The sequence below is a fragment of the Kineosporia sp. A_224 genome (genome assembly GCF_002198655.1).
Classification (GTDB): Bacteria; Actinomycetota; Actinomycetes; order Actinomycetales; family Kineosporiaceae; genus R-H-3.
The window spans coordinates 1-19,157 of sequence record NZ_MWLN01000071.1; the positions used below are offsets into that span (position 1 = coordinate 1).

Below are 19,157 nucleotides of genomic sequence, written 5' to 3' on the forward strand. Positions count from 1 at the left end.
GCCGGGGGTCCTTGCCGTCGGGGGCGGGGCACGGCCTCGGCACGGGTAAGAGCCTTAGCCGCTTCCTAGTGTCCGGCACCGGGCGGCGCTTGCCCATCCGGCGGTTCCGTCGCCCCGGTCACAGGCTGCCAGTCGACCCCGTGCTTCTCCTTGTACGCCCGGACCGCGCTCTTGATCGTCGGGAAGAAGTGCTGCGCCTCGATGGCGTCGGCGAGCCCGTACCGCTCCACCTTGGCGCGGACCGGGTCCTTGAGCTCGGCGAACACGAGTCGGGTCCCGGCGGCGTCGAGGTCCCGGTCGAGCTCGCGGAGCATGTCGGCCGCGGTCGTGTCGACGTCCGTGACGGGCTCGGCGGCGACGATGATCCAGTGCGGCCTCGGCTGCGCGGCGGCGAGCCGTTCGACCTGCTCGCGGAAGACGCGGGCGTTCGCGAAGAAGAGCGGGGCGTCGAACCGGAAGATCACCGCGCCGGGCAGGCGCTCGGCCTCGGGGTAGCTGCGCACGTCGTGGTACCCGGGCAGGTCGGCGACGTTGCCGAGCACCGTCTGGTACGGCCACCAGGCCCGCCGGAACACGTTGAGGATCGACAGCCCGACGGCGACGGCGATCCCGGGGAGGACGCCGAACAGAGCCACCCCGGCGAACGCGGTGACGGCGAGCCAGAACTCGACGGGGCGCTGCCGCCAGAGCCGGCGCAGGCCGGGCAGGTCGGCCATCGACAGCGACGCCGCGAGCACGACGGCGCCGAGCACCGGCTGCGGCAGGTCTGCGAGCAGGCCCGGGGCGGCGACGAGCAGGACGACGATCGCCACGGCGCCGACCACCCCGGTGAGCTGGGTGCGCGCGCCGGCGGCGAACGCGACCGCCGTCCGGGAGCCGCTCGTGCTCACCGGGAAGCCCTGGAACAGGCCGGAGAGCACGTTCGCGGCGCCGATCCCGACGATCTCGTTGTTGCCGCGGACCTGCGCGCCGGCCCGGCGCGCGTAGGCGGACGCCGTGGAGATCGTGTCGGCGAGCGAGACCAGGGTGATCCCGAGCGCGCCCGCGACGAGCAGCCCGACGTCCGACAGCGACACCGCGGGGAGGCTCAGCGGCGGGAACCCCTGCGGCAGGGCGCCGACCAGCCGGACGCCCCGGTCGCCGAGGTCGAGCGCGACGGTCGCGCCGATCCCGAGCAGGACCCCGAGCAGGACGGTCGGCGCCTTCGGGGCGAGCCGCTGGCCGCCGACGATGACGACGAACGCGGCCGCCCCGACGGCGAGCGCGGGGAGCACGGTGCGGCCGTCGAGGATCCCGCGGACGACGGCGAACGCCTCGCCGACGACCCCGTCGGCGTCGACGGAGAAGCCGAGCAGCTTCGGCAGCTGGCTCACGAGGATCGTCAGCGCCAGCCCGTTCATGTAGCCGATCTGGGTGGGGCGGCTCAGCAGGTCCGCGACGAAGCCGAGCCGCAGCGCGCCGGCCGCCACCATCGTCACGCCGACGAGCAGGCCGAGCATCGAGGCGAGCGCCACGGCCCGCGCCGGGTCGCCGTCCGCTCCGGCGATCGGCACGACGACCGCGGCGATCATCGGCCCGAGGGAGGAGTCCGGCCCGAGGACGAGCACGCGGGACGGGCCGAACACGGCGTACCCGAGCAGGCAGAGCACGGTCGTGTAGAGCCCGGTGATCGGCGGCAGCCCGGCCAGCTGGGCGTAGGCCATCCCCTGCGGGACGAGGAGGGTGACGAGGACGAGCCCGGCGACGACGTCCCGCGGCAGCCAGCGCCGCTCGTACCGCGGCACCCAGTCCAGGGCGGGGACCCACTCGCGCAGCATCGCGGTCCTCAGAGCACGTCCGCGAACGCGGCGAGGGCCGCGTCGACGTCCTCGTCCGAGGTCTGCCAGCTCGTGACGAGCCGGATCGTCCCGGGCGCGGTGTCGTAGAACAGCAGCCCGGCGGCCCGGAGCCGGTCCGCCGTGGCGGCGTCCAGGCGGACGAAGGCGATGTTCGCCTCGGGCCGGTCCTCGAGGTGCGCACCGAGCCGGGTCAGGCCGTCGCCGAGCCGGGCCATCGCCCGGTTGCTGCTGCCCGCCAGGTGCAGCCACAGGTCGTCGGTGAGGTAGGCGAGGAGCTGGGCCGACTGGAACCGCATCTTCGACGAGACCTGACCGGCACGCTTCGTCCGGTAGTACAGCTCGGCGGCGACCGTCTCGTCGAAGGTGACGACGGCCTCGGCGGAGAGTCCGCCGTTCTTGATCGCCCCCAGGGAGAGGGCGCTGACCCCGGCCCGCCACGTGAGGTCGGCCGGTGAGCAGCCCAGCGCGGCGACGGCGTTCGCGAACCGGGCGCCGTCCAGGTGCACCTTCATCCCTCGCTCGGCGGCGACGGCCGCCACGGCGGCCACCTCGGCGACCGGGTAGAGGGTGCCCTGCTCGGTCGCCTGGGTGAGCGACACGACGGCCGGCTGCGACACGTGGTTGTCGCCCCACCAGACGGCGTCCAGGGCGGCGCGGACGCCGTCCGCGGACAGCCGGCCGGCCTCGCCGGGGACGCCGTGCATGAGCACGCCGCCACCGAACATGGCCGTGGCGTTCGCCTCGCTCGTGAGGATGTGTGCACCGGCGTGACACAGGACGGCGCCCCACGGCGGGCACATCGCGCTGAGCGCCAACGCGTTCGCGGCCGTCCCGGTGACCACCGGGAAGACCCGTGCCGCAGGGTGCTCGAAGACCTCGCGGACGTGCTGCTCGAGCCGGGCGGTGACCTCGTCGCCGCCGTAGCCGAGCGCGGAGCCGGCGTTCGCGGCGGCCACCGCCGCGAGGATCTGCGGCGCGACGCCCGCGGCGTTGTCGGACCTCAGCTCGACCGTCGTCATCGGCGCAACGTACCGGAGCCCGCCCGGCGCCCGCTGTCGGCAGTCGGCAGTCGGCAGTCGGCAGTCGGCGGTCAGCGCAGCGGCGGGGCGGTGTCGTCGCCCTCGGCCCGCGGGCCGTCGAACCGGCGCTCGGACTCCTCGATCGCGACGTCGTTGATGCTCGCCTCGCGGCGGCGCATGTACCCGAGCGCGTCGAACTCCCACAGCTCGTTGCCGTACGAGCGCCACCACTGCCCGTCGGCGTCGTGCCACTCGTACTGGAAGCGGACCCCGATCCGGTCGTCGGTGAACGCCCAGAGGTCCTTGCGCAGGACGTACTCCAGTTCCTTCTCCCACTTGCGCGTGAGGAAGGCGACGATCTCGTCGCGGCCCTGGAGGAACTCGGACCTGTTGCGCCACACCGAGTCCGCCGTGTACGCGGCCGCGACCTTCTCCGGGTCGCGGGTGTTCCAGGCCGCCTCCGCGGCGCGCACCTTCTTCAGGGCGGTCTCGGCGGTGAACGGAGGGAGCGGCGGGCGCGGCGGCGTCGGCGACGGGTCCATGGCGCGAACCTAGACCTGTGCGACGGTCACGAACAGGCCGATGCGTGTTCGTCCAGGGCGAACCTCGAACCGAAACAGTAAGCGTGTAATCAGCGTTGCAGTCACTATGAACAGCTCGAGCACCTCGTCCGGCGGTCCCGGGAGCGCCGGCAGCGCGCAGACCCTCCCGGTCCTCTTCCTCGACGACCAGGTCGTCCTGCCGGGCATGGTCGTGCCCGTCGAGCTCGAGGGGGCCGCGCAGGCCACCCTCGACGCCGCGCGCGCGGCCCGCTCCGCCGGCAGCGACGCCACCGACACCCTGCGGCTCCTCCTCGTGCCGCGGGTCGAGGGCCGGTCCGGCGTCATGGGCACCGTCGCCGAGGTGACGCAGGTCGGGCGGCTGCCGTCCGGGGAGGCGGCGATGGTGCTCCGGGCCACCGCCCGGGCCCGGATCGGCGGCGGGACCGTCGGCCCCGGCGCCGCGCTCTGGGTCGAGGCGACGACGCTCGCCGAGGCCGCGCCGTCCGCCCGGGCCCGGGAGCTCGCCACGGATTACAAGGCCGTGCTCACCTCGATCCTCGCCGAGCGCGGGGCCTGGCAGGTGCAGGACGCCGTCCAGCGGATGAGCGACCCTGGCGAGCTCGCGGACGCCGCCGGGTACGCCGGCTGGATCGACACCGCGGCGAAGGTCCGCCTGCTCGAGACGCCGGACGTGGAGGAGCGGCTCGCGTCGCTGCTGGAGAAGGCGACGGCGTACCTCGCCGAGCTCGAGGTGAGCCAGAAGATCAGCAACGACGTCCGCGAGGGCATGGAGAAGTCGCAGCGCGAGTACGTCCTGCGCCAGCAGCTCGCGGCGATCCGCAAGGAGCTCGGCGGGCTCACCGGCGAGGCGGACGCCGACGCGAGCCCGGACTACCGCACCCGGATCGAGGCCGCCGACCTGCCGGACGCCGTCCGCGAGGCGGCGCTGCGTGAGGCCGACCGGCTCGAGCGCACGCCCGACGCCTCGCCCGAGGGCGGCTGGATCCGGACCTGGCTCGACACCGTGCTCGAGCTGCCCTGGACGACGCGCACGACCGACACGACGGACATCCCCGCCGCCCGGGCCGTGCTCGACGCCGACCACACCGGGCTCGACGACGTGAAGGACCGGATCGTCGAGCACCTCGCGGTGCGGGCCCGGCGGGCCGCGCGCGGTCTCGAGGTCGTCGGCGGCCGCGGCTCGGGCGCCGTCCTCGCGCTCGTCGGGCCGCCCGGGGTCGGCAAGACCTCGCTCGGCGAGTCCGTGGCACGCGCGCTCGGCCGCACGTTCGTCCGAGTCGCGCTCGGCGGCGTCCGGGACGAGGCAGAGATCCGGGGGCACCGGCGCACCTACGTCGGCGCGCTGCCCGGGCGGATCGTCCGCGCGGTCAAGGAGGCCGGGTCGATGAACCCGGTCGTGCTGCTCGACGAGGTCGACAAGGTCGGCTCGGACTACCGCGGCGACCCGGCCGCGGCCCTGCTCGAGGTGCTCGACCCCGCGCAGAACCACACCTTCCGCGACCACTACCTCGAGCTCGACCTCGACCTGTCGGACGTCGTGTTCCTCGCGACGGCGAACGTCGCCGAGGCGATCCCGGAGGCGCTGCTCGACCGGATGGAGGTCGTCCGGCTCGACGGCTACACCGAGGACGAGAAGGTCGCCATCGCCCGCGACCACCTGCTCCCGCGCCAGCTCGAGCGGTCCGGCCTGACGACGGACGACGTCCGAGTCACCGACGACGCGCTCCGCGAGGTCGTCGCCGGGTACACCCGGGAGGCCGGGGTGCGCGGGCTGGAGCGCTCGCTCGGCAAGATCCTGCGCAAGGTCGCGACGACGCTCGCGACCACCGACACGACGACGGCCGGGGACGACCCGGAGACGGTCGTCGTCGACGAGGGCGACACCCGGGGCTACCTGGGCCGGGCGCGGTTCGAGCCGGAGGCGGCCCGGCGGACGGCGGTCCCCGGCGTCGCGACCGGCCTCGCCGTCACCGGTGCCGGCGGCGACGTGCTCTTCGTCGAGGTCGCGTCGATGCCCGGGGAGCCGGGTCTCACCCTCACCGGCCAGCTCGGCGACGTCATGAAGGAGTCCGCGCAGATCGCGCTCGGCTACCTGCGGGCGAACGGCGACCGGCTCGGGGTCGACACCGAAAGCCTTGCGCAGCAACGGGTCCACGTGCACTTCCCGGCAGGGGCCGTGCCCAAGGACGGCCCGAGCGCGGGCGTCACGATGACGACGGCGCTCGCGTCGCTGCTCACCGGCCGGCTCGTCCGGGCCGAGGTCGGGATGACCGGCGAGGTCTCGCTCACCGGGCGGGTCCTGCCGATCGGCGGGGTCAAGCAGAAGCTCCTCGCGGCGCACCGGGCGGGGCTGACGACCGTGATCCTCCCGGCGCGCAACGAGGCCGACCTCGACGACGTGCCGGCCGCCGTCCGCGAGGCGCTCACCGTGCACCTCGTGGACGACGTGAGCCAGGTCCTCGAGCTCGCGCTCGAACCGGCGGGCGCGGCGTCCGGGACGGCCGAGGAGCCGGTCGCGGCCTGAGCCTGCGCCACAGCGCAACCAGAAGTGCCCCTGCGGAACCCGAACGGGCTCCCAGGGGCACTTCTGGTTGCGTCGTGGTCGGGCCGTCCGACCGGTGCGGCTCAGTCGTCGAGCTCGAGCACCGCGACGACGCCCGCGTGGTCGGACGCCCAGAACGGCGGGGCCGCCTGGAACGGGGTGGCCCCGACGACCTTGGCCGAGACCGCGCGGGCACCGCTGCGGGCCAGCACGAGGTCGATCCGCGAACCCAGCTGCGACACCGGGTTCGTCAGGGTCTCGTTCTGGCAGCAGGTGAGACCGGGCACGCCGCGGTTGACCCGCCACGCGTCCCGGAACCGCTTCGTCAGCTGGGCGTACGACGTCGTCGTGCTGCCGTCGGCCGCGGAGTTGAAGTCACCCGTCGCGATGTCGGCCCCGCGCCCGAGGGCCGGGCCGGCGAGGAACTCCGCGGCCTGCGCCTCCTGGACGACCGGGAAGTCCTCGGTCTCGAGGTGGGTGTTGGCGAAGTGGAACCGGGCGCCGTGCAGCCGGCCCTCGATCGTCGTCCAGCCGCGGCTGAACGACACCGGCGCCGCGCCGGGCACGGGCGGCTGGAACGACTGCTGCGCCACGTAGCGGCCCGACCGGGCGCCGCTCCAGGTGAGGCCCTTGCGGTCGGCGTTGACGAGGATGACGTCCCGGTCCTGCAGCGTCACCAGACAGGCGCCGACGACCGTCGAACCGCACGGCGTGACGAGCGGCACCGGCCCGATGTTCGCGTTCTCCGCGACCGAGGCGACCGTGTAGTGCAGGCCGCGGGCGGCGAGCGCCGACTGCAGCTCGGTGAGGAAGTCGATCGTCGGCGGCACGCCGGGCCCGGAGGTCACCCAGCGGCTCACCTCCTGGAGCCCGACGAGGTCGGGCCGGTTCGCGGCGACCTCGTCCGCGATCGCACCGGCCCGGGTCGGGAAGCTCGTGAAGAGCGCCGTGCCGTAGATCCGCGCGACGGCGCCGAGGAACGACGGGGTGTCGGTCGCGGTGAGGGCCGGGGTGAGGCTCGAACCCAGGTAGAGGTTGCGGGTCATCACGGTGAGCCGGTCGTCGCCGCGGGAGCCCGACGCCGACGCCGCGGGCGGTGCGGCCAGCCCGAGCGTCAGGGCGGCAACCGCTCCGAGCGCCACGAGACCGGCCCTGCGCCGGCGCGTCCCTGCACGTCCTGCGATCACGACGCCACCTCCCGTTGACGGTCCACGGGCAGCGCGCGACGACGGCCGGCGACGCTGCTCGACAGTGGCCGAACACTCCGGCACCCGGTGCCGATGCGTCAAGACCTGCGCGTCCGTCGTTCCGGCAGCCGGCGCTCCAGGTGCCGCCGGGTCGCGTCGTTCAGGTCGAGCGCGAGGGCGGCCGCGTACCCGGCGGCGGCCTCGTCGTCGCGACCGAGCCGGGCGAGGAGCTCGGCCCGGGCGGCGTGCGCGAGCGGGTAGTCCGCCAGGGCGCCGCCCCCGCCGGGCGGCAGCAGCGCCTCGACGGCGGCCAGCCCGGCGGCCGGACCGTCCCGCTCGCCGACGGCGACCGCCCGGTTGAGCCGGACGACCGGGGTGTCGAGCACGGTGAGCAGGACGTCGTACCAGGAGACGACGGCGGCCCAGTCGGTCGCCCCGAACGTCGGCGCGAGCGCGTGGCAGGCGGCGATCGCGGCCTGGACGACGTACGGGTCCGGGCGGTCCGGCGTCCGGCGCAGCCCGTCGCCGACGAGGACGACGCCCTCGGTGATCCGGGCGCGGTCCCACGCGGTGCGGTCCTGCTCCGCGAGGAGCACGAGGTCGCCGTCCGCGTCGGTCCGCGTCCCGCGGCGCGAGTCCTGGAGCAGCATGAGGGCGAGCAGCCCGAGCAGCGCAGGCTCGTCCGGCATGAGCCCGACGAGCAGCCGGCCGAGCCGCAGGGCCTCGTCGACGAGGTCGACCCGCAGCGGGTCGTCGCCGGACGTCGCCGCGTAGCCCTCGTTGAAGAGCAGGTAGACGCATGCCGCGACACCGCCCACCCGGGCCGGCAGGTCCGCCGGGGCCGGCACCCGGAACGGGATGCCCGCCCGGGCGATCTTGTCCTTGGCCCGGGTGAGCCGCTTGCGGGCGGTCGCCTCGGGGACCAGGAGCGCGCGGGCGACCTCGGCCGTCGTCAGGCCGCACAGCGTCCGCAGGGCCAGCGCGACCTGGGCGTCGAGGGCCAGCGCCGGGTGGCAGCACATGAAGACCAGCCGGAGCAGGTCGTCGTCGAGGACGTCGCGGGCGTCGAGGTCGGCGAGCGCGGGGTCGGCACCCCAGCGCCCGGGCGGGACGGCGTCCGGCGGGCCGGTGCCGGACGGGTCGTGCACGGCGGCCACCTCCTTGGGTGTCCTGGCCCGCTCGCGCCGGACGACGTCCACGGCGCGGCGGCGGGCCGCCGCGACGAGCCAGGCCCGCGGGACCTCCGGGACGCCGTCCCGGGGCCAGGTCTCCAGCGCCCGGACGGTCGCGTCCTGGACGCAGTCCTGCGCGAGCTGGACGTCGCCGGTGATCCGCACGAGCGTCGCGAGCACCCGCGCGCCCTCGTCCCGGACGAGCCGGACGAGGGCGGCGCGGGCGGCCGCGTCCTCCTGGGGCGGGTCGTCCACGAGCGGGGGTCAGCGCCCGAAGTCGATGACCGGGCGCACCTCGACGGCACCGTTCCACGCGGTCGGGATCGTCGCGGCGAGCCGGACGGCCTCGTCGAGGTCGGCGCACTCGAGCAGGTAGAAGCCCGTGAGCACCTCCTTCGTCTCGGCGTACGGGCCGTCGCTCGTCACGACGTCCCCGCCCTTGCCGCCGGTGACCCGGACCGTCGTCGCGGTGGAGGTCGGGTAGAGCGCGGCACCGCCCCGGATCACGGCCCCGGCGGCGGCGGTGAACGCGTCGTACTCGCCCATCTCGGCGGCCTGCTCAGGGGCGGTCCAGTCGACGTCCGGGCTGTAGATGATCGCGGCGTACTGCGGCATGGGTTCCTCCTCGGTCGGTCCGCGCGTGCGGCCCTGCGGCGAGGCCGCGGGCGCGTCCTCACCCTAGGGACGAACGGGCGCGGCCCGGAGGGACAGCCGGGTGCTCCTCGTGTCTGCGCCCCGCCTGCCGGGCCGTAGGTCCCGGCGGCCGGCCGGCCCGGCATCGCACCCTGACCAGGTGTCCACCACACGTCCGCACCCCGCCGCGGCCGCGGCCCGCCAGGGCACCGCCCCGGCCGGCGGGGCGACCACCCTGCTCGACGTGCTCGGCGGCCGCCGCAGCGCGCTCGACGCGACCCTGCCGTCGGTCGCGTTCGTCGTCGCCCTCGTCGTCACCGGCCGGGTCGCGCCGGACGCCGTGCTGCCGGTGTCGCTCGCGGCCGGCACCCTCACCGCGCTCGCCGTCGCCGGCTGGCGCACGGTCCGCGGGCACCAGGTGCGGGCCGCCGTCCTCGGGCTGCTGCCCGTGCTCGGCGGGGCGGTCGTCGCGGCCCGGACCGGCCGCGCGGAGGACTTCTTCGCGGTGCGGATCCTCGCGAACGCCGCCAGCGCCCTCGCCTGGACCGGCTCGATCTGGGTCGGCCGGCCGCTGCTCGGCGTCGTGACCGGCTCCGCGCTGCGGCAGCGCGGCGCCTGGCGGGCCGACCCGCACCTCTACCGCGGGTACGCGCGGGCGTCGTGGTGGTGGGCCGGGTCGTTCGCGCTGCGCACCGTCGTCCTCGGCGCGCTCTACCTCGCGTCGACCCCGGTGCTGCTCGGCGTCGTCCAGGTGGCGCTGTCGTGGCCGCTCATGACGGCGGTGCTCGTCGTCTCCTGGCGGGTGCTGCGGCGCGCGCTGCCACCGGGGCACCCCGGGCTGCTGCACCCCGTCGCCTCCGACTGACGGCCGGGCCGCCCGCGGGGCTGACAGAGTAGGTCCGTGCAGAGTGGGTCCGTACAGGGCGGGTCCGTAGAGGGCGGGTCCGTGCGGGTCGGGATCCTCGGACCCCTCCTCGTCGAGGTCGGCGGCCGGCCCGTCGAGGTCGGCGGGTCCCGCCTGCGCGCGCTGCTCGTCAGGCTCTCGCTGGACGCCGGCCGGCCGGTCGCCGCCGGGACGCTCGTCGACGCGCTGTGGGGCGACACCCCGCCTGCGGACGCGCCGAACGCCCTGCAGACGCTCGTCTCCCGGCTGCGCCGCGCTCTCGGCGACGGCGCCCTCGTGGCGTCCGGCCCGGCCGGCTACGCGCTCGCCGTCGCACCGGACGACGTGGACGCCGCCCGGTTCGGCCGGCTCGTGCAGCGCGCCCGGGCGGCCGCGAANTCCGCAGCGCCGCCGGCGGCGCTGCGGACCGGGGCGGCGCGCTGCGCGAGGCCCTCGGGCTGTGGCGCGGCCCGGCCCTCGCCGACGTCGCCGACGCGCCCTTCGCGGCGGCCGAGGCGGAGCGGCTGGAGCGGCTGCGGCTCGCCTGCCGGGAGGACCTCGTCGAGGCCGAGGTCGCCGCGGGCCGGGCGGCCGCCGCCGTCGTCGACGCCGAGACGCTCGCCCTCGAGCACCCGCTGCGCGACCGCGCACAGGCGCTGCACCTGAGGGCGCTCGCCGCGAGCGGGCGCCGGGCGCAGGCCCTCGTCGCCTACGAGGACCTGCGGGCCCGGCTCGCCGACAGCCTCGGGGTCGACCCCTCCGCGGAGCTCCAGGCGCTGCACTTGGACCTGTTGCGCGACAACGGATCTGCGGCGCCGGAAGATCCCCCGCGTCCGGTCGCGCCGAAGGGTGCCCCGCTGCCCGGCGCGCTCACGTCGTTCGTCGGCCGCGAGCAGGAGGTCACCGAGCTCGCGGCGGCGCTCGGCGTCTCGCGGCTCGTGACGCTCGTCGGGCCCGGCGGGGCGGGCAAGACCCGGCTGTCCGTCGAGGTCGCCCGCGGGCATGCCCTCGAGGGTCGCGAGGTCCGGCTCGTGGAGCTCGCCCCGCACGGCGCGGACGACGTGACGGCCGCCGTCGCCGACGCGCTGGGGGTCCGTGAGCGGGTGCTGCGCGAGCGCGGACCCGGCGACCCGGTCGGGTCCGCCGCCCCGGCATCGTCGGCGGCTGCCCTCGACCGCCTCGCGGACGCGATCGGCAGCCGGCCGGTGCTGCTCCTGCTCGACAACTGCGAGCACGTCGTCGACGAGGCCGCCCGGGTCGCCGAGCACCTGCTCGTGCGCTGCCCGGGCCTGCGGGTCCTCGCGACGAGCCGGGAGCCGCTGCGGATCGACGGGGAGCGTCTCCACCCCGTCGGCCCGTTGCGCACGCCTCCTGACAGCGCGACCTCCGACGAGGCCCTGACGCACCCGGCCGTCCGGCTGCTCGCCGACCGCGCGGCCGCCGTCCGCCCGGGGTTCGTCGTCGACGCCACGACGCTGCGGCCGGTCGTCGAGATCTGCCGCCGGCTCGACGGGCTGCCGCTGGCCATCGAGCTGGCGGCCGCCCGGCTGCGTACCCTGCCGCCGGACGTGGTGGCCGCGCGGCTCGACGACCGGTTCGGTCTGCTCACCGGCGGCAGCCGGACGGCGCTGCCGCGGCACCAGACGCTGCGCGCCGTCGTCGCCTGGAGCTGGGACCTGCTCACGGACGACGAGCGCGACGTCGCGGCGCACGTCGCGGTGTTCGCCGGATCCTTCGGCGAGGACGCCGCCGCCGCGGTCCGCCCCGGTGTCGCGGACGTCCCCGGCGTCCTGCTCTCGCTCGTCGAGAAGTCGCTGCTCCACGTCGCGGAGGACGCGACCACCCCCGGCGCGCCGGTGCGCGGCGCCGTCCGGTTCCGGATGCTCGAGACGATCCGTGAGTACGGCGTCGAGCGGCTCACGGAGAGCGGCGGGGCCAACGCCGCGCGCAGCCGGCACGCCGCCCACTACCTCGCGCTCGCCGAGACCGCCGAGCCGCGGTTGCGGTCCGCGGACCAGCTCGTGTGGCTCGACCGGCTCACCGTCGACCGGCCGAACGTCCTCGCGGCCCTGCGCTGGTTCGTCGCCGAGGGCGACACGGTCGGCGCCGTCCGCCTCGGCGCCGCGCTCGCCTGGTTCTGGACGCTGCGCGGCGCCCACGCCGAGGCGGCGACCTGGCTGTCGCTCGTCCTCGACATGGACGGCGACGCACCGCCCGTCGCCCGCACGGTCGTCACCGTCGCGCACACCCTGAACGGCGGGGCGACCGGGTCCGTCGGGCTGCCGGCGCTCGTCGACGGCGGGGCGGAGATCGTCCGGTTCGCCGCGGAGCACGCCGACGAGCACCCGCTGCTCATGCTCGTCGAGCCCGGCATCGCCATGATGACCGGCGACTACGCCGGGGCCACGGCCGCGATCGAGCGGCTCTCGGCCCGGGCCGAGCCGTGGGCGCGGTCGGCCCTCCACCTGTTCGCCGGGCTGCTCGCCGAGAACGACGGCGATCTCGCCCTCGCCCGGCGGGAGATGCCGCTGGCCCTGGAGGGCTTCCGAGCGGTGGGCGACCGCTGGGGGATGGGCGGCGCGCTCGGCTCGCTGTCGGCGATCCTGCCCTACGAGGGCCGCATCGAGGAGGCCCTCGCGATGGCCGAGGAGGCCGCGGTCTGCATGCAGGAGCTGGGCGCCGTGGACGACGCGGCCTCGCTGCGGCTGCGGGCGCTCATGCTGCGGGCCCGGCTCGGGGAGACCCGCGGGGTCCGGGAGGCCATCGAGGCGATGGTCCGGGACGCCGACGAGCAGGTGTCCCGGCAGAGCCTCGCCTTCGCCCACTCGGGCCTGGCCGACCTCGACCGGCGCGAGGGGCGCCTGGCGCAGGCCCGTGCCCACGCGCTGGAGGGGCTCGGACGCGTCGACGGCGTGCCCGGGCAACCGCCCCAGATCGAGGCGATCGTCTGCGCGGGGCTGGCCAGGATCGACGCGGCCCTCGGGTGCCTCGACGACGCCCGGGCCTGGTTGCGTCGTCCGCAGGTCGCCGCCGCCGTCGCGTTCGACATGCCCGTCGCCGCGATGGTCATGGTGGCCGCCGCCGATGTCGCGTCCGCCGCCGGTGACGCGGCCCGCGCGGCCCGCCTGCTCGGCGCGGCGGACGCCGTCCGCGGCGCGGAGGACGTGTCGGTCTCGGACGTCGAAGGGCTGCTCGCCTCGCTGCGGGAGGCCCTCGGGCCGGGCGCGGACGCCGCGGTCGCCGCCGGCCGCGCGCTCGACCGCGCCGCAGCGCTCGCGCTGTTCGCGGAGACGGTCGCGGAGACGGTCGCGGAGACGGTCCAGGAAACAGGCCCGGAGACGGCCGCGGAGCGGTGACGCCCCGTCGCGCACCCCGGCGACGACGCCTAACCTCCCGACCATGACGGCGACGCGCAGGAACTGGGCCGGCAACATCGCCTTCCCCGGGGTGCTCCACGAACCGGCCGACCTCGAGAGCCTGCGCGGGCTGCTCGGCAGCGGCGAGCGGCTGCGGGCCGTCGGCACCGGGCACTCCTTCTCGGACGTCGCGGTGCCCGCCCCCGGCGGGCTGCCCGGTGCCCAGGTCTCGCTCGCCCGGATGCCCGTCGTCCGCGAACTCGACACGGCCCGAGGGCTCGCCCGGGTCTCTGCCGGGCTGCGGTACGGCGAGGTCGCGCCGTGGCTGCACGACCACAGGTTCGCGCTGCACAACCTCGGCTCGCTGCCGCACATCGCGGTCGCCGGTGCCTGCTCGACGGGGACGCACGGCTCGGGCGACCGGCTCGGGATCCTCGCGACCGCGGTCCGCGGGCTGCGCGTCGTCACCGTCGGCGGGGACGTCCTCGAGCTGTCCCGGGACGGCGAGGGGCCGGGCTGCGGGACCGAGTTCTCCGGTGCGGTGGTCGCTCTCGGCGGGATCGGCGTCGTCACCGAGGTGACCCTCACCGTCGAGCCGACGTACGACGTCGTCCAGACCGTCTACGACGACCTGCCGTTCGCGGCGCTCGTCGAGCACTTCGACGCGATCATGTCGGCCGCGTACAGCGTCAGCCTGTTCCACCGCTGGCTCGGGGACGTCGTCGACTCAGTGTGGCTCAAGACCCGGGTCGGCGCTCCGGGCGGATCGGCAGATCCGTTGCCCGACACCGTCTTCGGTGCCCGGCGGGCCGTCGGGACGCAGAGCCCGATCCGTGGCGGGGACACCGACCCGCTCACCGAGCAGGGCACGCCGGGCCCGTGGCACACCCGGCTCCCGCACTTCAGGCTCGGCTTCACCCCGAGCGCCGGCGACGAGCTGCAGACCGAGTACCTCGTGCCCCGGCACCGGGCGGTCGAGGCGCTCGTCGCGTTGCGGGACATGGAGTCCGACATCGCGGCGGCGCTGCTCGTCACCGAGGTCCGCTCCATGGCCGCGGACGACCTGTGGCTCAGCGGCGCCTACGGCACGGACGCCGTCGGGGTGCACTTCACGTGGAAGCCGGACCCGCACGCCGTGCTGCCGCTGCTGCCGCGGATCGAGGAACGGCTGCTGCCGCTCGGCGCCCGCCCGCACTGGGGCAAGGTCTTCACGGCGCCGCCGGACGCCGTCCGGCCGCTGTACCCGCGGCTGGGCGACGCCCGGCGCCTGCTGACGACCTTCGACCCGGACGGGTTGCTGTCCAACGCGTTCCTCGACGCATACGTCCGGGACTGAGCAGCCGGTACCGCTCCCCGACGTTCTCGCGTCAGGCCGCCTTGCGGCGGTACGCCCGGACCGCGAGCGGCGCGAACACCGCGACGATGCCGGCGGCCCACGCGACGGTCTGCCACAGCGGCGTCCCCACCGGGCCGCCGAGCATGAGCCCGCGGACGGCGTCCACGAGATGCGTGACCGGGTTGACCCGCACCCAGGACTGCAGCCAGCCCGGCATCGTGTCGACCGGCACGAACGTCGACGACCCGAACGTCAGCGGGAAGATCAGCAGGAACGCCAGGCCCTGCACGGCGCCGGCGCTGCGGGCGACGAGCCCGACGAGGACGAAGATCCACGAGACGCACATCGAGAACCCGACGAGCAGCAGGCAGGCCGCCGCCGTCCGCAGCCAGCCGCCGGTCGGGTCGAACCCCATGACCAGGCCGACCGCGATGAGGACGCCGATCGACAGCGTGAACCGGACGACGTCCCCGAGGACCGCGCCGACGAGCGGTGCGGACCGGGCGATCGGCAGGCTCCGGAACCGGTCGAAGACGCCCTTGCCGATGTCGGAGTTGAGGTTCACCCCGATCGCCGTCGCGACGAACAGGGCGTTCTGCACCATGAGGGCGGGCAGCACGAACTGCAGGTAGTCGTGGGTCGAGCCGGCGATGGCGCCGCCGAACAGGTAGACGAACAGCCCGAGGAAGATGATCGGCTGCAGCGTCACGTCGATGAGCTGCTCCGGCGTGCGCCGGATCTTGAGGATGCTGCGCTCGGCGAGCACGAGGCTGTGGCGCAGCCCGGCGAGCGGCGCGAAGCCGGGCGCGGGCACCGCGGCGGGGGTCAGGGTGGTCATGCCGGGACCTCCTCGAGGGTGTCGGTGCTGTCGTCGGTGGTGCTGTCGTCGCTCCCGGAGTCGTCGGTGCGGGAGCCCGTGAGGGAGAAGAAGACCTCGTCGAGGGTCGGCCGGCGCAGCGCCAGCTCGTCGACGGCGACGCCGAGGGTCGCGAGCCGGGAGACGACCGCCGTGACCGCGTCGTCGGAGTCGACGGGCACCGAGGCGACGTGCCGGCCGATCGTCTCCACCGCCGACAGGCCGCGGCCGCTCACCTCGGCGAGGACGCCGCGCACGGTGTCGATGTCGGAGGCGAGGCGCGGCCGGACGTCGACCGACCGGCTGCCGATCGTCGCCTTGAGCTCGGCCGGGGTGCCGTTGGCGATGACCCGGCCGTGGTCGACGACGGTGAGGTGGTCGGCGAGGGCGTCGGCCTCCTCGAGGTACTGGGTCGTGAGCAGGACCGTGACGCCGTCGTCGGCGAGGCCGCGGACGAGCCGCCACACGTCGTCCCGCTTCCCGGGGTCGAGCCCGGTCGTCGGCTCGTCGAGGAAGATGACCGTCGGGTGCCCCATGAGCCCGGCCGCGAGGTCGAGCCGGCGCCGCATGCCGCCGGAGTAGGTCTTCACGGTGCGGCCGCCGGCGTCGTCGAGGCCGAAGCGGGCGATGAGGACTGCGGCCCGGGCGCGGGCGTCGCGCCGCGAGAGGTCGAGGAGGCGGCCGATGAGCACGAGGTTCTCGGTGCCGGTGAGGTCCTCGTCGACCGAGGCGTACTGCCCCGTGAGGCCGATGGTCCGGCGGACGGCGGCGGCGTCCCGGACGACGTCGAGCCCCGCGACGCGGGCGTGGCCGGCGTCGGGGCGGCTCAGGGTCGCGAGGATCCGGACGGCGGTCGTCTTGCCGGCGCCGTTCGGGCCGAGGACGCCGAGCACGGTGCCGGCCGGTGCGTGCAGGTCGACGCCGTCCAGTGCGGTCGTCGACCCGAAGCGCTTGACGAGGCCGACCGCCTCGATCGCTGCGGTGGGGGTGGACATGGTTCGACTCCTGGGGGATCGGTCCCGTGGTGGCTGTCGGTCACGACCCTGCACTCCGGCGCTGGCAGATCACCCGCAGATGCCTTGCAGCCCGGCACAGGTCCCTGGCAGCAAGGCCCCGGCGGTGGCAGCGTGGGGGTCGTGCCGGCGCCCGCCGTCGCGGACGGATAGCCGCCCGGGCCCGGCGCGTCTGTCCCCCGGAGGCGCCGACCGGCGCGTGGCCCGGGTCGAGGGCTCCCCGAGCCTGCATACTGACCGTCATCGAGGTGTCGCTATGAGTGAACTACCGTCGACGAGTGATGGGCAGGATCGGATGGAGTCGTTCGACCGCCGCACCCTTCTCCTGGGCCTGATCGGGGTCGCAGGGGTCGGCGGTGCGCTCGAGGGCTGCTCGGGCGGATCGGCGGAGCGGCCTGCGGGGACGTCGTCCGCCCTGCCGTCGCCCACCCCGACGCCGGCACCGGTCACGACGTCCTCGCCGCCCGCACCCGCCGCACGGTGGCCGCTCAGCGGCGCCCTGCTCACGGACGAGGCGGCCGCCCGGCACCCCGCGGTCGCGGTGAAGGTCCCGGACAACGTCCGCGAGCACCCCCAGGTCGGGCTCGACAAGGCCGACATCGTCTTCGTCGAGCTCGACGGCTACCGCGACGCGTCCGGCTACTCCGGCACCCGGCTCATGCCGGTCTTCCACTCCCGGATGCCGGACGGCGTCGCCCCGGTCCGCTCGCTGCGCCCGGTCGACGTCCCGCTGCTCGCGCCGTTCGGGGCCGTCGTCGGCAACACCGGGGCCACCGGCTGGGTGCTCGACTACGTCGAGCACAACCGGAAGTACCTCGACGGCTCGCGGACCTACCTGGCGACGAAGGGCACCGGGGCGTACTCGATCGACCGCTCCCGGGTGCGGGTCTACCAGGGAGTCACCTACTACGACCGGGCCGTCGTCTGCCATCCCGCGGTGCTGGCGAAGCAGAGCAGGTCGTTCGCGGAGGGTCCGCAGAAGGCCTACTTCCCCTTCGCGGAGACCGACGCCGAGGTGAGCACGGCGGCCGGGAAGCAAGCCGTCACGGTGAGCGTGCCGTGGAAGCGCGGGCACACCTACGACATGTCCTACCGGTACGACGACGCGTCGGGCCGCTACCTGCGGAGCATGCCCTGGGGCAAGCACGTGCTGAAGAACGGCACCCGGGTCGCCACCGACAACATCCTCGTCATCCGCGCCACGCAGGAGTACACGAAGATCTACCCGGGCCGCGGCGGCGCCGAACCGGTGCACGGGATCATCGACGCGAAGGGGACGTTCGTCTACGCCCACGGCGGCCGGGCCGTCACCGGGACCTGGACGAAGGGTGCTGTCCAGGAGCGGTTCCGGTTCACCGTGGACGGCGGCGGGCCGCTGCTCATGGCTCCCGGGCAGACCTACGTGGAGCTCGCCCGCAAGGACGCGGACGTCCGGATCGCCTGAGGGGCCGGGCTGCCGGCACGCGCGCTCGTCAACCGACGAGGGACCGGCGCATGACGGCGTCCTCGTGGACCGACACCTTCGGTTCGACGGTCTCCCAGCCGCACCGCGCGTAGAAGCGGTGCGCCTCACCGGTGTGCAGCCACAGCTCGTCGTGCCCCTGCGCGGCCGTGAGCCGCTCGGTCTCCGCGAGCAGGGCCCGGCCGACGCCGAGGTCGCGCGCCACCGGCAGCACGTAGACCGCCGACAGCCACGGGCCGCGGTCGGCGTACCGGGCGTGGACGTCGTCCGTGCAGACCTGCACACATCCGACCGGCCCGTCGTCGACGTGCGCGACGAGCGTGAACGGAACCTGCCCGGGACGGGCCCGTTCGGCGACGAGCCGGGTCCAGCGCTGCACCGGGTCCGTCGCGGGGTCGTCCGGCGGGATCCAGGTCCACTCGTGGGAGAGCCAGCCGACGAGCACCGCCGCCGTCCCGGCGTCGGCGGGGTCGAGCAGGCGCAGCGTGAGGTCGGTCAGCACGACTGCAGTATGCGAGCCGGCGTGCGGGGATGGCGTCCCCTCCTACCCTGCTGCGATGGCCGACTACCCGACCCTGCTGCACACGGTGCTCGACACGACCGACGTCCGGGGCCTCGCGGAGTTCTACCGGGAGCTTCTCGGGCTCCGGTACCGCCCCGGCGACGAGCCGCCCGCCGACGGCGCCCCCGACGACGCCGACTGGCTCGTGCTGACGGTGGACGACGGCCGGCGGATGCTCGCCTTCCAGCAGGTCGACGCGCTGCCGCGGACGAACTGGCCCGATCCGCCGGGCGTCCCGATGCAACTCCACGTCGACTTCACCGTGCCCGACGTCGCCGCCCTCGAACGGCACCGCGACCGGGCGCTCTCGCTTGGCGCCGAGCTGCGGTTCGACCGCTCGGACGACGCCGACGAGCCGCTGTACGTCCTCGCCGACCCGGCCGGGCACCCGTTCTGCCTGTTCGTCGGTTGACGGTTCCGGGGCGGACCGGGCCGTCCTGCGCCACCGGGGACGCGCCGGCCGGCGGCTGACCCAGCGGCCCGGCCCGACGCCGTCCGGCATCCGGGACAGCCGTACGGCAGGACGCACCAACGTCCCGGAAGCACGGCGTGTCGCCCGTTGGAGCGTTCTTGTGACGACCTGGCGTACGGCCGTCTCAAGGGCTGGACGGACCGACCGGCGACCAGCGGGGCGGCGTCCCGCTGCGTGTCACCGGTCCCCGCCGGACGGCGCGTTCCGTCGGCGGATGCCCTTCTCACGACGGGTCGCGTCTTCCCTGCGGCACCCGGGTGCCG

15 protein-coding genes and 1 pseudogene are annotated in these 19,157 nt (G+C 75.4%); 7 read left to right on the top strand and 9 right to left on the bottom strand.

Going from position 1 to position 19,157, the window contains the following annotated elements; genetic code table 11:
* Positions 1–65: 65 nt before the first annotated feature.
* From EDJALFJO_RS05830 to EDJALFJO_RS05840, 3 genes are all read right to left on the bottom strand, one after another.
* Entirely contained in the window at positions 66–1,817 is a 1,752-nt protein-coding gene (locus EDJALFJO_RS05830; RefSeq protein ID WP_088283137.1) for a SulP family inorganic anion transporter, read from the bottom strand.
* 8 nt (positions 1,818–1,825) lie between these two features.
* The gene (locus EDJALFJO_RS05835; RefSeq protein ID WP_088283139.1) at positions 1,826–2,857 is read right to left on the bottom strand and encodes a low specificity L-threonine aldolase; all 1,032 of its coding nucleotides are present in this window, start codon (positions 2,855–2,857) and stop codon (positions 1,826–1,828) included.
* A gap of 71 nt (positions 2,858–2,928) precedes the next feature.
* Positions 2,929–3,399 (bottom strand): nuclear transport factor 2 family protein, encoded by a 471-nt coding sequence (locus tag EDJALFJO_RS05840; protein WP_088283141.1) that lies wholly within the window; start codon positions 3,397–3,399, stop codon positions 2,929–2,931.
* 106 nt (positions 3,400–3,505) lie between these two features.
* On the opposite strand from EDJALFJO_RS05840, the gene lon reads away from it, so the two are divergent.
* The gene (gene lon / locus EDJALFJO_RS05845) at positions 3,506–5,944 is read left to right on the top strand and encodes an endopeptidase La (protein WP_088283143.1); all 2,439 of its coding nucleotides are present in this window, start codon (positions 3,506–3,508) and stop codon (positions 5,942–5,944) included.
* Positions 5,945–6,045: 101 nt separating this feature from the next.
* Here the strand turns inward: lon and EDJALFJO_RS05850 are convergent, their stop codons facing one another.
* The 3 genes from EDJALFJO_RS05850 to EDJALFJO_RS05860 all read right to left on the bottom strand — a co-directional run bounded on the left by EDJALFJO_RS05850 (position 6,046) and on the right by EDJALFJO_RS05860 (position 8,936).
* A complete protein-coding gene (locus EDJALFJO_RS05850; protein WP_143448314.1) occupies positions 6,046–7,149 on the bottom strand; it encodes an endonuclease/exonuclease/phosphatase family protein in 1,104 nt (367 codons plus the stop codon).
* A gap of 98 nt (positions 7,150–7,247) precedes the next feature.
* On the bottom strand, positions 7,248–8,576 hold the full coding sequence (locus EDJALFJO_RS05855; RefSeq protein ID WP_088283147.1) for an RNA polymerase sigma factor: 1,329 nt from the start codon (positions 8,574–8,576) through the stop codon (positions 7,248–7,250).
* 9 nt (positions 8,577–8,585) lie between these two features.
* Positions 8,586–8,936, bottom strand: a complete 351-nt coding sequence (locus EDJALFJO_RS05860) for a YciI family protein (protein ID WP_088283149.1) — start codon at positions 8,934–8,936, stop codon at positions 8,586–8,588.
* 253 nt (positions 8,937–9,189) lie between these two features.
* Here EDJALFJO_RS05860 and EDJALFJO_RS05865 point away from each other — a divergent pair, with 253 nt between their 5' ends.
* From EDJALFJO_RS05865 to EDJALFJO_RS05880, 4 genes and pseudogenes are all read left to right on the top strand, one after another.
* Positions 9,190–9,819 carry a DUF3159 domain-containing protein gene (locus EDJALFJO_RS05865; RefSeq protein WP_369812497.1) on the top strand — a complete coding sequence of 210 codons (630 nt, stop codon included), beginning with the start codon at positions 9,190–9,192 and terminating at the stop codon, positions 9,817–9,819.
* 81 nt (positions 9,820–9,900) lie between these two features.
* A partial coding sequence (locus EDJALFJO_RS36285) for a winged helix-turn-helix domain-containing protein (protein ID WP_369812496.1) occupies positions 9,901–10,235 on the top strand: 335 nt, incomplete at its 3' end.
* 1 nt (position 10,236) lies between these two features.
* Positions 10,237–13,193: pseudogene (locus EDJALFJO_RS36290) on the top strand (BTAD domain-containing putative transcriptional regulator); the annotation flags it as partial.
* A 43-nt stretch (positions 13,194–13,236) separates the two neighbouring features.
* Positions 13,237–14,529, top strand: a complete 1,293-nt coding sequence (locus EDJALFJO_RS05880) for an FAD-binding protein (protein WP_088283157.1) — start codon at positions 13,237–13,239, stop codon at positions 14,527–14,529.
* 31 nt (positions 14,530–14,560) lie between these two features.
* Here the strand turns inward: EDJALFJO_RS05880 and EDJALFJO_RS05885 are convergent, their stop codons facing one another.
* Together EDJALFJO_RS05885 and EDJALFJO_RS05890 are read right to left on the bottom strand one after the other, a co-directional pair.
* A complete protein-coding gene (locus tag EDJALFJO_RS05885) occupies positions 14,561–15,367 on the bottom strand; it encodes an ABC transporter permease (RefSeq protein ID WP_088283159.1) in 807 nt (268 codons plus the stop codon).
* On the bottom strand, positions 15,364–16,380 hold the full coding sequence (locus EDJALFJO_RS05890) for an ATP-binding cassette domain-containing protein (protein ID WP_088283161.1): 1,017 nt from the start codon (positions 16,378–16,380) through the stop codon (positions 15,364–15,366). The genes EDJALFJO_RS05885 and EDJALFJO_RS05890 overlap by 4 nt, the downstream gene beginning before the upstream one ends.
* Positions 16,381–16,693: 313 nt before the next feature.
* On the opposite strand from EDJALFJO_RS05890, the gene EDJALFJO_RS05895 reads away from it, so the two are divergent.
* Positions 16,694–17,842, top strand: coding sequence for a DUF3048 domain-containing protein (locus EDJALFJO_RS05895; protein WP_158220299.1), 1,149 nt, complete (start codon positions 16,694–16,696; stop codon positions 17,840–17,842).
* Positions 17,843–17,870: 28 nt separating this feature from the next.
* Here the strand turns inward: EDJALFJO_RS05895 and EDJALFJO_RS05900 are convergent, their stop codons facing one another.
* Positions 17,871–18,362 (bottom strand): GNAT family N-acetyltransferase, encoded by a 492-nt coding sequence (locus EDJALFJO_RS05900; protein WP_143448316.1) that lies wholly within the window; start codon positions 18,360–18,362, stop codon positions 17,871–17,873.
* 55 nt (positions 18,363–18,417) lie between these two features.
* On the opposite strand from EDJALFJO_RS05900, the gene EDJALFJO_RS05905 reads away from it, so the two are divergent.
* Positions 18,418–18,834, top strand: coding sequence for a VOC family protein (locus EDJALFJO_RS05905; RefSeq protein ID WP_088283165.1), 417 nt, complete (start codon positions 18,418–18,420; stop codon positions 18,832–18,834).
* Positions 18,835–19,157 lie beyond the last annotated feature (323 nt).